This window comes from Paraburkholderia sp. BCC1886, from assembly GCF_900996245.1.
Taxonomy (GTDB): Bacteria; Pseudomonadota; Gammaproteobacteria; order Burkholderiales; family Burkholderiaceae; genus Paraburkholderia.
In genome coordinates, this window is record NZ_CAAJGK010000041.1 from 382,471 (window position 1) to 397,619 (window position 15,149).

Sequence of the window (15,149 nt, forward strand, 5' to 3'; positions counted from 1 at the left end):
CCGGTCATGCGCTATCGCGTCCGAGTCGGGACAGACTCCGGTGAACAGGAACTCGAACTCGAGAGCGACGACGAGTCACGGCTTGCTCAGACGGTCGAGGAAATGGGCCTGTCGTTCGTGGCCGCCACGCCGATCGAAAAACGCCGCTTCGGCTGGTCGTTCCGCAAGCAGGTGTTCGACCGATCGCTGTTCACGCAGGAACTGATCGCCTTGCTCGAAGCAGGCCTGAGCCTGATCGAAACCGTCGAGACCTTGCGCGACAAAAGCGCGACGGGCATCAACCAGACGGTGCTGGGCGGTATCGTCAGTGCGCTTTACGAGGGCGTGCCGTTGTCCGGCGCACTCGAGCGGCAGCCCGACGAATTCCCGCTGCTTTACGTGGCGACGGTCGCCTCCGCCGAGCGCACCGGGCAACTCGCCGAAGCGCTCAAGCGGTACCACCACTACGATGCGCGGCTCGCGGTCGTGCGCAAGAAAGTGGTGGCGTCGATGGTGTATCCGTCCATCGTGATCGCGACGGGCGCGTTCATCATCCTGTTTCTCATGTTCTACGTGATTCCGAAGTTCAGTCAGGTCTATGCGTCGATGAAGGAGATTCCGTTCTCCGCGCAGATCATGTTGTGGTGGGGCGACCTGGTGCACGCGCATGGCGGCATGCTGTTGATCGGCATCGCCGCGTGTGTCGGCGGCGTCGTCGCGGCGCTGCGCAACGCGACGATCCGCGGACGGCTCGTCGACACGCTAATGCGCACGCCGAAGCTGCGTGGCTATCAACGGCTGTTCGCCTTGACGCGCTTCTTCCGCACCTTGGGTCTGCTGCTGGCGGGCGGCATGTCGGTGGTGGCGTCGATGGAACTCTCGGCACAACTGCTGCCCACGCAGATGCAAGGCGCGCTGGCGCAGGCCCTCGGCGATATCTACGCGGGCAAGGCGCTCTCGACCGCGCTACCGGCCGCCGATCTCACTACGCCGGTTGCCGAACGACTGATTCGCGTCGGTGAGCAGAGCGGCGAACTCGCCGCCATGGTGACGCGCTCCGCGGAGTTCTGCGACGAAGAACTCGACCGCGCGATCGACACGCTGATGCGCGTGGTGGAGCCGGTGTTGATGCTGGTGGTGGGCGGTATCGTCGGCACCGTCATTTTTCTGCTCTATATGCCGATTTTCCAGCTGGCTGGAAGCATGGGGTGAAGTCATGGCAAACAGCACCGCCGTCAAGGCGCCGCAACCGGACGACAACGATCGCCGTTCGATGCAGGCGCGCATGTGGGAAGCCGCGGGTCAGCAGACCGCGGATTATCTGCAGCGCGTGAATCGAACCATCGGGCTACGCGGTCTGGATGCCGCGCAACTGGATGCAACCACACCGAGTTTCGATCTGTTGCCGTTCGCCGAGGCCATGGCGCGCCATTGCGTGCTGGTAAGAGAAGCGCCGAAGGACGATGACGATCACGGCGGCCTGCTGCTGGTGCTGGCCGATCCGTTCGACGCGCATCTGCGCGCGTGGGCCATGCAGCGCGTGAAAAAGCTGTTTGCATTCGCCTTCTGCGTGCCCGACGATCTGAGCGCGTACCTGGCGATGCACGAGGCCACGCAACGCGCGCTCACGAACGTCAGCATGGACGCGGCGCAAGCGGTGAACCCCGACGCCGGCGTGGAGATCACGCTGGCGACCCTCGCGGCAGATGTTCATCCGGTGATCCGGCTCGTCAATTCGTCGCTCTACGACGCATTGCGGGCACGCGCCTCGGACATTCATATCGAGAGCACGGCAACGGGGCTCGTCATCAAATACCGGATCGACGGCGTGTTGCAAAGCACCGCATCGGCGAGCGGGACCGAGGTGGCGGAGCAGGTGCTCTCGCGCCTGAAAGTGATGTCGGACCTCGATATCGGCGAGCGCCGCGTGCCGCAGGACGGCCGCTTCAAGGCGATCATCAATCAGCGCGAGATCGACTTCCGGGTGTCGATCATGCCGTCGATTCACGGCGAGGACGCCGTGCTGCGAGTGCTCGACAAGCAGCGCGGCGAGCAGAGCTCGGCGCCGTTGCGAATCGACGCGATCGGTCATGAAAGCGACATCGTCGAGGCGATTCGCGTGGTCGCTCACGAACCTTATGGCCTCGTGCTCGTGACCGGGCCGACCGGTTCCGGAAAATCGACCACGCTGTACGCGACGTTATCGGAAATCAACACGGGTGAAGAGAAAATCATCACGATCGAAGACCCCGTCGAATACGAACTCGAAGGCGTGCTGCAGATTCCGGTGAACGACAAGAAAGGCCTGACCTTCGCGCGCGGTTTGCGCTCCATTCTGCGCCACGACCCGGACAAGATTCTGGTCGGCGAAATCCGTGACGGCGAGACCGCGGGCATCGCGGTGCAGGCCGCGCTGACCGGTCACCTCGTGCTGACCTCCGTGCATGCGAACAATGTGTTCTCGGTGCTCGACCGCTTCCTGCACATGGGCGTGGACATGCACAGCTTCGTCGATGCGTTGCTGGGTGTGGTCGCGCAACGGCTGATGCGCAAGAACTGCCCGCATTGCCTGCGTGCCGACGAGCCACCCGACGACGCGCTGCTGCAGGCTTCCGGACTTACGCGCGAACAGGTCAAAGGGTGGAACTTCCAGCGCGGCGCAGGCTGCGAGGCCTGCCGCAAGACCGGTTATCTGGGCCGCCAGCCGATTGCCGAGGTGCTGCGCTTCAACGACCTGATCAAGCAGTGTTTCGTCGAGCGTCGGCCGGTGCTCGAACTCAAACAGGTGGCGCGCGACAGCGGTTTCATTCCGATCCGGCACGTTGCGCTGCGCGCGGTCGCGGATGGGCGCACCACGCTCGCCGAAGTGAACCGCGTGACGATCGTCGATTAGGCATGGGTTGAGTAGCGAGCAGGCAACTAGCAAACAACGAGCGAGCAGCAAGCAACAAGCGAGACGGCATTCAGCAAGCGGAGGCATGCGATGTCAACCTGGGTCGGACAACTACTTGGCATGACGAAGTTAAAGACGGGTTCGCCCGATCGCAACGGCTGGTTTAGCCGCGCCTCGATCTGGCTCGATGGGGAGCATGCCCGTCTGTTCGAACCAGGCGGACGGCAACTCGCCGCGGTGCCGCTCAAAAGCGCGGGCGACGTGGGCTCGGCGCTGGCCGCGCTCGACTCGCTGATAACGAAACCGGCCCGCCCAGGTTGGCATTCGCTGCGGGTTCTGCTGGGCGCGCCCTTCGTGCGGTACTTCGTGCTGCCGTGGCGGCCGTTGCCGCGGCCCGCCGACTGGGTCTCGCTCGCGCGTGCGCAGTTCGTGCGCGAAGGACCGGGCGGTGCGGACGGCTGGCGCTTCGCGGTGCCGGACGGTCAGTGGGGCAACGGCCGCCTCGCGGTCGCCGCGCCGGAGCCGCTGTGCGTCGATATCGTGCGCCTGTGCAAGTCGCGCCAACTGCGCCTTGCCGCCATCGAACCGGCTTTCATTCACGCGTTGTCGAAGCATCTTCGGCGCATTCACGACGGCGCGATCGCCGTGGTCGAACTCGAACAGGTGGATGCCGGCTTCGCCATCGCGCATATCGGCTTTCGCGAGCATCGGCAATGGACCGGGTTCATCACGTTGCCCGCCACCGGTTCCGTGGAGGACGTGATGCGCGACGCGATGGTCTTATGTACGGCTGCCGTGCCCGAGCGCACGTATGTGATCGCCCCGGCGGGTTTGCAGACGTGGGCGATGCAATCGCCCGCCGCGCAGTGGCTGCCGTCGCCCTGGGATGCCGCGCCATGAAAGCGGCGCTGCTCGACCTGACGCGGGCGAATCGTGCGGGCGTCGTACCCGGACTCGTCGGCCTGATGCTCGCCGCCGTCGTGCTGCTGGGGACGGTGCGCTATCTCGACGCGCTGAAAGAGCAGGGCGCGGCGCTCGACGAGCGCGAGAGCGCGATTGCCAGCGAGGAAGGCCGGCGCGAGCTGATCAGCCGCGCGCACCGGCAACCCGACAATCCGCGCGCCGCGCAACTGATGGCCCAGCAGAAGTACGCGACGGAGCCGGCACGCGATCTGATCGAAGGCGGCTGGCGGCCGAATATCGCGTTCCTGACGATGGAGATTGCCACTGCGTCGCGCGAAATCAACATGGTGTTCGAAACGCGTTCGGTGCAGGAGGCGCTGTCGTATAGCGACTGGCTCGAGGCTCAGGCGGGCACCGAGCGCGTGGTGATCAAGCGGCAGGCGGAAAAACCCGGGCCGCCGGTGAAGTCGGTGGAGACCACGTTGCAGATCACGTGGCGGGCAGCGGGGCCACGTGATGCCGCGGCAAAACCGGCGGGCGCGTCGGCGACCGCGGTGTCGGCCCCTGCATCGGCAATCGTGCCGGCATCGACATCGGGGCGGCCATGAATCGCGGATTGTGGGAGTTGCGTCGCCTGCGTTGGCGCCTTGGCAACTTCGGCCTGCTGGCCGCATTGATGATCGTCGTCGCGGCCACTATCGCGTTGCTGGAGATACGCCCCATGCAAAGAGATCTCGAGACGCGCCGTGAAAGTCTCGCCGTGCGCGAGGCGCGGCTCGTGCAACCGCCGCCGCCGGTACCCGACGACATCGTCGCGAACGGCAACCCGGACCAGCGCTTCGGCATCTTTCTGCACAGCTTCCACGCGATGGCGGCGAAGAGCGGTCTGTCGATTCCGCAAGTCGTCTATCAGAGCCCGCAGCAGGACGACCCGGCGGTGCGCCGCTATCTGGTGGAGAGCACGTTCAGCAGCGACTATCTGCGCCTGCGGGCGTTCATCGCGACTCTGCGGCATCTGGATGGCGTGCGTATCGAGCGCCTGTCGATTACCCGTCCCAACATCGGGGCGACGCAACTGGAGGTGCGGATTCAATGTTCGTACCTCGTGGAGGTCGCACCGTGAAACGACTCTTTACCCGTTCACCAATGGCGAGGCGCCTGAAGTGGATCGTTGCCGTGCTGGTCGTGAGCTTCTGCGCGGCCGTATTCGCGTACTGGAAAAGCGGACAGGAACCGGCGCAGGACACGCAGAGCGTGCCGGCACCGACGTCCGCCTCCGCGCCGCTTCCAGCGAACGGAGCCTCTAACGGAGCGGCCGACGGAGCGGCCGACGGAGCAGCCAACGGAGCAGCCAACGGAGCGGCGACCCGTCAGTCGTCGCCGGTTGGAGCGGCCGCCCGGCGCTCGCCGATTCAGCCTGCCGGCGCGGCGTCTGCGATGTCTGCGGAGGGATCGACAGCAGCCAGCCCGGCCGCCTCGGCAACCGTCATTCCCGTCAACCTGTTTCCCGGCCAGAGCTGGCTGCCACCGCCGCCGCCCGCACCCCCGCCGCCGCCGCCGCCCAAAGACCCGCCGCCGCTGCCGTTCACGGTCCGCGCGGTATGGCTTGCGCAGGAGGGCACGCTGTACGTCGTGCTCAACGGCGGAGGACACGAGTTACCGGTCTGCGCGAGCTGCCGCAACAAGGGTTTCTTTCGCAAGGGCGACGTGCTGATGGGCACGTACCGGCTCGAGCAGGTGGATCGTCGTGAAGTCCGCTTCACCTATCTACCCATGAAGCGCACACAGCAGTTGTCATTGTCGGGGGCGAAATGAGCCGAATCCGAGAGATCACCGCCTGGATCGTCGTGGCGTCGCTCGTCAACGCGTGTTCCAGCGTGCGCCACCCGGAGCTGGAAGAGAGCCTGCAAGGTCTCACGCCGGACGCGGCGCTCGACAGTCTCGCGCAGCAATCCGCGCAGAAGCCCGACGACATGGAACTGCGCAGCCGCTACCTGCAATTGCGCCGGCAACTGATGACCGACTATCTGCAGCGCGCGACCGCGGCTTACGACTCGGGTGATATTGCGCAGGCGCAGCAGTGGGCGCAGAAAGCGCAGCAGGCCGCGCCTGGCGACGACAACCCGACCTCGATGCTGCAATGGATCGCGACCCAGGCGCCGATAGACAGCGCGGTGCACTACGCGGAGTCGATCCGCGCCAGCAAGCCGCAGGAAGCGCTGTCGATTCTGAACGACGTGATTTCGAAGCAGCCCGGTAACGTGCCGGCCACGCGCCTGCGCGACGAGCTGCTGGCGCCGCAGGAACGGGAACTCGCACCGAAGCTCACGCGCGACATGAGCCAGCCGATCACCGTGCAGTTTCGCGACCAGCCGCTGATCAGCATTTTCGAACTGGTGTCGAAAATCACCGGATTGAATTTCACGTTCGACAAGGACGTCGCCGCCACCGCGCCCACGACGATCTACGCGACCAACACGCCGGTCAGTCAGGTGCTCTCGCTGGTGCTGCAGGTGAACCAGCTGGCGAGCAAGGTGGTGGGCGGCAATTCGCTGCTGATCTATCCGAAACGGCAGGACAAGGAAACGGAATACCGCGATCTGGTGGTGCGCACGTTCTATCTGCAGAATGCGCTGGCGCCGCAGGTCCTCGCGATGCTCAAGCAGATGGTGAAGACCCGCGACCTCGTGCTCGACGAGCGGACCAACGCGATCATCATGCGCGACGCGCCCGAGACCATCAAGGTGGCCGAGCGCCTGATCACCGCGATGGACGTGAGTCCCGCCGAGGTCGTGATGGAAGCGCAGGTGCTCGAAGTGTCCGCGACCGATCTGCTGCAGGCCGGCATTCTTTATCCGAGCCGCGTCGATTTCACGGGACAGACGCCCGACACCAACGACACCGGCACGCATACGCCGGGCGTGCTCACGCTCGACGAGCTCCGGCATCTGAACAGCAGCGACATTCTGGTGCGGCTCGGCGCGCCGTCGGTGGCCATCGACATGCTGCAAAGCCAGGGCAAGACCAAGACGCTCGCCACGCCGCGCATTCGCGTTCGCAGCCGCGAGAAAGCCAAGGTGCTGATCGGCGACCGCTTGCCGGTGGTTACCACCACGCTGTCGAGCAACTTCAGCACGGAGAGCGTCAACTATCAGGACGTGGGTCTCACGCTCGAAGTGGCGCCGGTCGTGGTCGATAACGACGACGTGCAGGTGAAGCTGAAGATGGAAGTGTCGAACGTGACCGATACGATCACCACCAGCAGCGGACTGGTCGCGTATCAGATCGGCACGCGCACGGCGGAGACGGTCATGAACGTGCGCAACAACCAGACGCAGATTCTCGCCGGCCTGCTTCAGCGCAGCGAGCGCGATTCCGGCCAGGGGTTGCCGGGCCTTAGCCGGATTCCGTTTCTCGATCGCATCTTCGGCACGAAGACCAATAACGAAAGCCAGACCGAACTCATCTTGCTGCTGACGCCGCATATCGTGCGCGGCCAGGGCATGCCGGCCGGCAACGTCGTCAATTTCGATTCGGGTACCGACACGCGTATCGGCATCGAGCGCGAACGGATGCCGGGTGGGCAGAACGTGGTGATTCCGCCGCAAGGCGTGCGCGTGCCGCCGCCACCCATCGAGCTTCCGGCAACGCCCCCCGCCGCGCCGTCACGGCCGGTCACGAGCAGCGACGCGCCGGTCCCGGTGCCCGGCAAACCGCAGGCGACGCTTCATGACTAAGGGTTTCACACTCATCGAGTTGCTGGTGACGCTGGCGATCATCGCGACGCTGGCGACGGTCGCGCTGCCGCTGACTCAGGTGGCGGCGCAACGCGAGAGAGAAGAGGAGCTCAAACATGCGCTCTGGCAGATCCGCGATGCGATCGACGCGTACAAGCTTGCCGGCGACGCCGGCAAGATCGATCGCCAGGTTGGGGATAGCGGCTATCCCGCGAGTCTCGAGGTGCTCGTCGACGGGGTGGCCGACAAGACGAGCGCGACTCAATCGCGACTCTATTTCCTGCGGCGTATTCCGCGTGATCCATTGTGCGATTGTCCGAGCCGAAGCGATGCGCAGACGTGGGGCAAGCGCAGCTACGCCAGCCCACCGGATTCGCCCAGCGAAGGCAACGACGTGTACGACGTGTATTCCCTGGCCGACGGCGACGGACTCGACGGCATTCCATTCCGCAAGTGGTAGACGTCATGAAGAAAAACGGCTTCCGGGCCTTTACGTTGATTGAACTGCTGGTGGTGCTCGCCATCATCGCGACGCTGCTGACGGTGGTCGTGCCGCGCTATTTCGGGCAGGTCGACAAGGCGCGCGAAACCGTGCTGCACGAAAACCTCAGCGTGCTGCGCGATTCGATCGACCGTTTCCGCGCCGACCAGGGACGTTATCCGCAAACGCTGGATGAACTGGTCGAGCGGCATTACCTGCGCGAAGTACCGATGGACACGATCACGCAAAGCCGCAGCACATGGAAGACCGCACCGGCGCCCGACGGCAAGCCGGGCGTGTACGACGTGCATAGCGGTGGACAGGGAAAGGCTAAAGATGGCACGGACTACAGCAGCTGGTAAGCGCAGGTGCTGCGCGACGACACTTCGCCGGCGGCAGAAGGGCTTCAGCTTTCTGCTCGCGCTGCTGTGCGTCGCGCTGATGAGTCTTTATCTGTTCAAGGTCGCCGAGATGTGGAGTCTGCGGACCCAGCGTCTTCAGGAGCAGGAGTTGTTGCGTAACGGTGATGCGATCCGGCGCGCGATCGAAGCGTACGTGCTGGCCGAAACGAACGGCGCGTTCCCGCGCACATTCGACGATCTGGTGAGCGACCCGCGGACCTCGTTCGCGCGACGGTTTTTACGCCGGGCGTATGCGGATCCGCTGACGCAGCAGGACTGGAAATTCATTCGCGGGCCGCAGGGCGAATTGTATGGCGTGTATAGCGGGGCGGAGGGCGTGCCCTTGAAGCAGGACGAATTCCCCGATACGTATGCGAGTTTTGCTTTGCAGAAGAGTTACGAGGAATGGAAGTTCGTGTACTACCCGAGCGGCGGAATGATGCGGCGCTGAGGGTGAAGCAGCGGAGGCACCCGCGCTGTCGCGCGGCGGATGCCGTGGTCGATCGTGCGGCGCCTGCCAGGGCGCTCACGCTGACCGGTTCGGCCGGCGTTTGGTGTTGGCCGTGCTGGCGGTGCGGGTCGTGCTGATCGTGTTTGATTGTTGGGAGAATCGCAATGTCGCAGTTTCGAAAGAGTCTTGCTTTGCTGCCGGCCACGCTGTTACTGTGCGCCGGCGCTACCTTCGCGCAGCAGGCGTGGCAGGAGAACGCCACGTATGCGGCCGGTGCCACGGTGACCTATAACGGCCACACGTATCAGGCGCTGGCTGCGCATACCGCCTATGCGGGCGCGGGGTGGACGCCTTCGAATTCGCCGACGTTGTGGCGTGACATGGGGGCGGCGGGAGGGACGCCTGCGCCTTCTCCTTCTCCTTCGCCGAAGCCGACACCTTCGCCGACGCCGACGCCGGCAGGATGTTATGCGGCGTGGTCGAGTTCTCAGGCTTACGCGTCGGCTGGGTCGCGCGTGACCTACAACGGGCGGAATTATCGCAACAAATGGTGGACGCAAGGCGACGATCCGTCCCAGTCGGGAGCCTATGGCGCTTGGGAAGATACGGGGGCTTGTTCGGGGACGCCTGCGCCGACGCCAACGCCAACGCCAACGCCAACGCCAACGCCAACGCCAACGCCAACGCCTGCACCTGCACCTGCACCTGCACCTGCACCTGCACCGACACCAACGCCGACGCCTGCGCCTGCGCCTGCGCCTGCACCGACGCCTGCGCCTGCACCGACGCCGACACCGATACCAACACCTGCACCGACGCCGACACCAACACCTGCACCGGCGCCAAGCCCGACACCTTCGCCAACTCCAACACCCTCACCAACCCCGAGCCCGCAATCCGGCACGCTCGGCGTTCCCACGCTCAAGGAAGCGCAAGACTACGAGAAAGCGCTCACTCAAAGCACGCCGAATTTCAAGGAAGTGCAGGCGTCGATCAACACGCTCGACAACGCAAAAGTCGATGCGGTGACACCCGGCAACAAGGCCAATCCCGCCAACGTGAAACTCGTCGAGAGCCTTTTGCCGTCGACGAAATGGGACTACCTCTTCGCCGATCGCGAGGAAAGTTACACGTATCAGCGCTTCCTGCAGGCGGTCGCCAAATTCCCCGCGGTGTGCCAGACCTACACCGACGGTCGCGATTCCGATGCGATCTGCCGTCGCTCGCTCGCCACCATGTTCGCGCATTTCGCTCAGGAAACCGGCGGTCACAATCCTGGTACCGCCACGCCGGAATGGCGTCAGGGCCTCGTGTATCTGCGTGAAATGGGTTGCAGCGAATCCGGCAATGGTTGCGGCTACAACGTCGAATGCAATCCGGCGATCTGGCAAGGGCAGACATGGCCGTGCGGCAAGCGTGCCGACGGCACGTTCCAGAAGTACTTCGGACGCGGCGCAAAACAGCTCTCATACAACTACAACTACGGACCGTTCTCGGAAGCGATGTACGGCGACGTTCGCGTGCTGCTCGACCAGCCCGACCTGGTCGCATCGACTTGGCTCAACCTGGCTTCGGCGGTGTTCTTCTTCGTGTATCCGCAGCCGCCGAAGCCTTCGATGCTGCATGTGATCGACGGGACCTGGAAGCCGAACGCCAACGATATCAAGGACGGTCTCGTACCGGGTTTCGGCATCACCACGAACATTATCAATGGCGGTGTGGAGTGCGGCGGCGATGTCGAGGTCGCTGCTTCGCTCAACCGCATCTCGTACTTCCAGCAGATGTCGGCCGAGTTAGGCGTGACCGTGGAGCCGAACGAGAAGCTCGGCTGCTCCGGCATGAAGCAGTTCAGCGAGCAGGGCGCGGGCGCGTTGAAAGTGTATTGGGAAGAAGACTGGAGCTGGAACGCGGAAGCCGCCGACGGCAAATCGTACAAGTGTCAGCTGGTGGGCTACCAGACGCCGTACTCGGCGTTCAAGGACGGCGACTACGTGAAGTGCGTGGAAAAGCATTTCAACGTGAAGCTCGAGTGACGCGTTGCGGCGTCGAGTAGAGGCGTTAGGCAAGACGGACCGTTTCGCATGTTTCGCGGATATGCAGTCCCACGGAGGAGTCGATCATCATGAAAGCACTCGGAATTCGTGTCAGCCTGCTGGCGATGGCGGCAGGGCTCGCGTTGTCGGCCACCGGCGTTCATGCGCAGGATCCCGCGTGGCGCGAAGGCGGGACGTACGCGGCAGGCGATCGTGTGAGCTACAGCGGACATGAGTATCAGGCGCTGCAAGCGCATACCGCGTACGTGGGAGCAGGGTGGACGCCTTCCAGTTCGCCGACGCTGTGGCGGGATCTGGGAGCGGCGACGCCGACGCCTGCGCCTGCACCAGCGCCAACGCCGACGCCAACGCCAACGCCAACGCCAACGCCAACGCCAACGCCAACGCCAACGCCAACGCCAACGCCAACGCCAACGCCAACGCCAACGCCAACGCCAACGCCAACGCCAACGCCAACGCCAACGCCAACGCCAACGCCAACGCCAACGCCAACGCCAACGCCAACGCCAACGCCAACGCCAACGCCAACACCGACACCGACACCGACACCGGCACCGGCACCGGCACCGGCACCGGCACCGGCACCATCGGGTTGCTACGCAGCGTGGTCAAGTGCGCAGGCGTATGCATCCGCTGGCACACGTGTGACGTACGCAGGGCACAACTATCGGAACAAGTGGTGGACTCAGGGCGACGATCCTTCGCAGTCGGGTTCCTGGGGCGTATGGGAAGACCTCGGCGCATGTTCGGGTACACCGACCCCAGCGCCCGCACCGACGCCAGCGCCCGCACCGACGCCAGCGCCCGCACCGACGCCAGCGCCCGCACCGACGCCAGCACCCGCACCGACACCAGCACCCGCACCGACGCCAGCACCCGCACCGACGCCAGCACCTGCACCCACGCCAGCACCCACACCCACGCCAGCACCCACACCCACGCCAGCACCCACACCCACGCCAGCCCCCGCCTCCTACAAACCCAAAATCATCTACATCCCCGCGCCCGCCGGCTATCCGAGCAACGCGGAACTCAGCCAGGCCGAGAAGGCCCTGGTCGACCAGACCCAAGGCCAGATTGCCCTGATCCGCAGCGCGCTGCGCGTGCTCCCCGATTCCGAGGTCGAAGCCGTCGAAGTCGGCCGCGCCGGCAATCCGTCGAACGTGCGACGGGTCGAGAAGATCCTCCCCGAACAGCGCTTCAACGAGTTCTTCCCGGTCCGTCACCTGAAATACTCGTACATCAACCTGCTGCGCGGCATTGCCAAGTTCCCCGCGTATTGCGGCGACTACACCGACGGCCGCAACGCCGACCTCATCTGCCGCAAACTGCTGGCCACCTCGTTCGCGCACTTCGTGCAGGAAACCGGCGCGAACTGGCCGTCGCTCACGCCCGCGCAGGCGCGCTCGGGCTACCCCGATCACGACAACCCGATCCTCGCGAAACTGCCGCAGGACACGCCCATCGAATTCTGGCGTCAGGGCCTGTGGTTCCTGCGCGAATCGGGTTTCGAAGAAGGCTCCGCGGTCGGCGCGTACCAGCAGTGCGCACCCGGCTCGCACGCGACCAACTGGGTCTTCTATCCCTGTGCGAAAAACGCGAGCGGCCAGTACCTCGACTATTTCGGTCGCGGCGCCAAGCAACTTTCGTGGAACTACAACTTCGGTCCGTTCTCGCAAGCCTTGTACGGCGACGTCAACGTGCTGCTCGACGACCCGGGCCGCGTCGCCGATACCTGGTTGAACTTCGCCTCCGCGGTCTGGTTCGCGGTCACGCCGCAAACCCCCAAGCCGCCGATGACCTGGGCCGTCGACGGCACCTGGGTCCCGAATGCCGTCGACCTCGGCAACAACATGAAGCCGGGCTTCGGCGCGACCGTGTTCATCATCAACGGCGGGATCGAATGCGGCGGCGGTGGCGCGGAGCGTCCACAAGTCGATAACCGGATCGCCGCGTATCGCGAGTTCGCGCGCGAACTGGACGTGACCATTCCGCCCGGCGAACCGCTCGGCTGCGCAAACATGCGCGGTTTCGTCGAAGGCTCGGCCGCGGCCGTGCAGGCCTATCTCGACAAGGACTGGTCATGGCGCGACGGCAAGCCCGCCATCGGCTGCAAACTGGTCGACTATCAGATGCCGTTCACGCTCGTGACATCGGGTGACTACAAAGCCTGCACCGATTATTTCTTCCGCGGCAAGGTCGAATACCAAGGCCAGATCGTGATCGACAACACCAAATGAAGCCGCCTGTTTTCGAGCCGCCGGGCGCGGCGTTCCCCAAAGCGAGGCGACAGCACGGCGCGTTGCTGGTCGCGTTGCTGCTGTTGGCACCGAACGCGGCGCACGCCATGCTCAGGTGCCGCGCGCCCGACGGCTCGGTGAGCTACAGCAGCGAGCGAACGCCGGGCGATCGGTGTGCGGACATCGGCATGCCGCTCGCGGCTAAACCGTTGCGTGTTTCTACAGCACGGCCGTTCACCACTTCGCGTGACACGCAGAAGGCGAGCATGCCCCGCATCGTCGACGGCAACGTCAATGGAAACAACAACGGAAACAACAACGGAAACAACAACGGCAGCGAAACGACCCGCACCGCCGAAGCCCGCATCTACGCCTATCTCGAAGACGGCGTGCGCCACTACACGAGCAGTCGCCCAGCCGAAACCTCGTCGCAGCACTTACAGATCGACGTGATCCGCCTGCGCTATATCGAGTCCTGCTATCTCTGCGGGCCGCGACGCGGCCTCGACGTGAGCACCCTGACGCTCGATCTGCATTCGTTCGATGCCGAGATCGAAGCCGCGGCGCGCGAATTCGGCGTCGAACGCGCGATCGTGCGTGCGGTGATTCACGCGGAGTCCGCGTTCCGTCCGGATGTCGTGTCCCGTGCAGGCGCTCAAGGTTTGATGCAACTGATGCCGGGCACGGCCAGAGAACTCGGCGTCGTCGATGCCTTCGACGCCGTACAGAACATTCGCGGCGGCGTGCGCTATCTGGCGTGGCTGCTCAACCATTTCGACGGCGACCTCGACCGCGTGCTCGCGGGCTTCAACGCGGGCGCGGCCGCGGTCGACAAATACCGGGGCGTCCCGCCGTATGCGGAGACGCTCCGTTATGTAGCGCGCGTGAAGGCGTTGACCGAACGCTATCGCAGCGCGCCCCAAGCCAGTGAGTCCAATGAATCGCACGAATCCAGAGGCTCCCTGACTTGACGATGCTGAAGCCATTCAGCGCTATTCCCTGAAAAATCCACCGATAGCTGGAGGTTGAGATGGAAAGAATGCGTTCGAGCGACGTGCCAGTATTCAGGTCGCTCATCACTAGCGGTTCGCAATTCGAGGCGTATGTCGATTCGATCGGACGGCCGCGCTTCGCGGTCAGTTGCGGCGGCGACGACCCCGGCGGCGCGCGTGCCGAACTCGACGAGTGGCTCTTCGCCGACGATATCGAATGCCTGATGCGAGCGTTCCTCGACTGGGACGCACGGGGCATCCGCATGGAACTGGACCGCGGCGCGTCCGACGAAGCCGAGGTCGGCGCCTGCTGGAACGTGATCGGACTGCCGCCGCATTTCAACGACGCCACGTCGAACCTGAACAGCGGACTGCTCGGCGCGATGTGCATGGCGATGGGCGCGGACGGCGCACGCCGGGCGTTTCTCGAATCGGTTTTCAACGATGCATGGAGCTACGATTTCGTGACCTTGCGCTCGAACCGTTACGACAGTTTCATCGAAGAATGGAAATCGGACGACGACAAGACCGCGCGCCCCGAGCATTACCGCGCGCAGAAGCACTTTGGCGTGATCATCGACGCGGGGGCGCTCGGCGTCGGCAGCCGGCCCTTGCAGTATTGGGTGTATATCGGCGGCGCGAGCGGCAGTCTGACCTGCAAGCAGATCAGCGACGCCGGTCTGACCTGCGAAGGGTTGATCGGCCAGGCTTGTGTGATCAACGGACTCGGCGAAGTCGAGCGGATCGGCAATCATCGCGTGGTGGTCCGCGACGCGGCCTGATAGAAAGCGGTGCGCGGTCTGCACAATAAACGAGGGCACGCAAGCCCTGAGTTGGTGAGCACCGCACCACGGCGGCGTGAACGGGTGCGTCGTGGACGGTGGCCCACGGCTGGGCCTTTCAGGCTGGAATCCTTTGCCAGCAAGGCTTGCAGTACGACTGACAGAGCCTGGATCAGCATTGGCATAACTCCTGCTAAGTTGAGTTCAAACTTGTATTCAAGATTGAACTCAAGGAA

General features: G+C 64.4%; 14 protein-coding genes and 1 pseudogene. All 15 read left to right on the forward strand.

What is annotated here, in order from left to right; translation table 11 throughout:
• The first annotated feature begins 6 nt into the window (after positions 1-6).
• Positions 7-1,191 carry a type II secretion system F family protein gene (locus FQ746_RS11525; RefSeq protein ID WP_144109481.1) on the forward strand — a complete coding sequence of 395 codons (1,185 nt, stop codon included), beginning with the start codon at positions 7-9 and terminating at the stop codon, positions 1,189-1,191.
• A 4-nt stretch (positions 1,192-1,195) separates the two neighbouring features.
• Positions 1,196-2,872, forward strand: coding sequence for a GspE/PulE family protein (locus tag FQ746_RS11530; protein ID WP_260853985.1), 1,677 nt, complete (start codon positions 1,196-1,198; stop codon positions 2,870-2,872).
• Positions 2,873-2,962: 90 nt separating this feature from the next.
• Positions 2,963-3,772: a hypothetical protein gene (locus FQ746_RS11535; protein WP_144109482.1), complete on the forward strand. Its 810-nt coding sequence runs from the start codon at positions 2,963-2,965 to the stop codon at positions 3,770-3,772.
• The gene (locus tag FQ746_RS11540; protein WP_144109483.1) at positions 3,769-4,383 is read left to right on the forward strand and encodes a hypothetical protein; all 615 of its coding nucleotides are present in this window, start codon (positions 3,769-3,771) and stop codon (positions 4,381-4,383) included. The genes FQ746_RS11535 and FQ746_RS11540 overlap by 4 nt, the downstream gene beginning before the upstream one ends.
• Complete coding sequence (locus tag FQ746_RS11545) at positions 4,380-4,898, forward strand: hypothetical protein (RefSeq protein WP_144109484.1); 519 nt, start codon at positions 4,380-4,382, stop codon at positions 4,896-4,898. Before FQ746_RS11540 ends, FQ746_RS11545 begins: the two co-directional genes overlap by 4 nt.
• Positions 4,895-5,590, forward strand: a complete 696-nt coding sequence (locus FQ746_RS34765; RefSeq protein WP_186310699.1) for a hypothetical protein — start codon at positions 4,895-4,897, stop codon at positions 5,588-5,590. Before FQ746_RS11545 ends, FQ746_RS34765 begins: the two co-directional genes overlap by 4 nt.
• Positions 5,587-7,512: a secretin N-terminal domain-containing protein gene (locus FQ746_RS11555; protein ID WP_144109485.1), complete on the forward strand. Its 1,926-nt coding sequence runs from the start codon at positions 5,587-5,589 to the stop codon at positions 7,510-7,512. The genes FQ746_RS34765 and FQ746_RS11555 overlap by 4 nt, the downstream gene beginning before the upstream one ends.
• Positions 7,505-7,972, forward strand: coding sequence for a type II secretion system protein (locus tag FQ746_RS11560; protein WP_144109486.1), 468 nt, complete (start codon positions 7,505-7,507; stop codon positions 7,970-7,972). Before FQ746_RS11555 ends, FQ746_RS11560 begins: the two co-directional genes overlap by 8 nt.
• A gap of 5 nt (positions 7,973-7,977) precedes the next feature.
• The gene (locus tag FQ746_RS11565; protein ID WP_144109487.1) at positions 7,978-8,355 is read left to right on the forward strand and encodes a type II secretion system protein; all 378 of its coding nucleotides are present in this window, start codon (positions 7,978-7,980) and stop codon (positions 8,353-8,355) included.
• Positions 8,330-8,845 carry a type II secretion system protein gene (locus FQ746_RS11570; RefSeq protein ID WP_144109488.1) on the forward strand — a complete coding sequence of 172 codons (516 nt, stop codon included), beginning with the start codon at positions 8,330-8,332 and terminating at the stop codon, positions 8,843-8,845. The genes FQ746_RS11565 and FQ746_RS11570 overlap by 26 nt, the downstream gene beginning before the upstream one ends.
• Before the next feature lie 164 nt (positions 8,846-9,009).
• A complete protein-coding gene (locus tag FQ746_RS11575) occupies positions 9,010-10,878 on the forward strand; it encodes a glycoside hydrolase family 19 protein (protein WP_144109489.1) in 1,869 nt (622 codons plus the stop codon).
• Between the two features lie 125 nt (positions 10,879-11,003).
• A pseudogene (locus tag FQ746_RS35595) lies at positions 11,004-11,567 on the forward strand (carbohydrate-binding protein); the annotation flags it as partial.
• Positions 11,568-12,002: 435 nt separating this feature from the next.
• Entirely contained in the window at positions 12,003-13,139 is a 1,137-nt protein-coding gene (locus FQ746_RS11590) for a chitinase (protein ID WP_186310701.1), read from the forward strand.
• Positions 13,136-14,110 (forward strand): lytic transglycosylase domain-containing protein, encoded by a 975-nt coding sequence (locus tag FQ746_RS11595; protein ID WP_144109490.1) that lies wholly within the window; start codon positions 13,136-13,138, stop codon positions 14,108-14,110. Before FQ746_RS11590 ends, FQ746_RS11595 begins: the two co-directional genes overlap by 4 nt.
• 59 nt (positions 14,111-14,169) lie before the next feature.
• Positions 14,170-14,913 carry a hypothetical protein gene (locus FQ746_RS11600; RefSeq protein WP_144109491.1) on the forward strand — a complete coding sequence of 248 codons (744 nt, stop codon included), beginning with the start codon at positions 14,170-14,172 and terminating at the stop codon, positions 14,911-14,913.
• Positions 14,914-15,149: the final 236 nt, after the last annotated feature.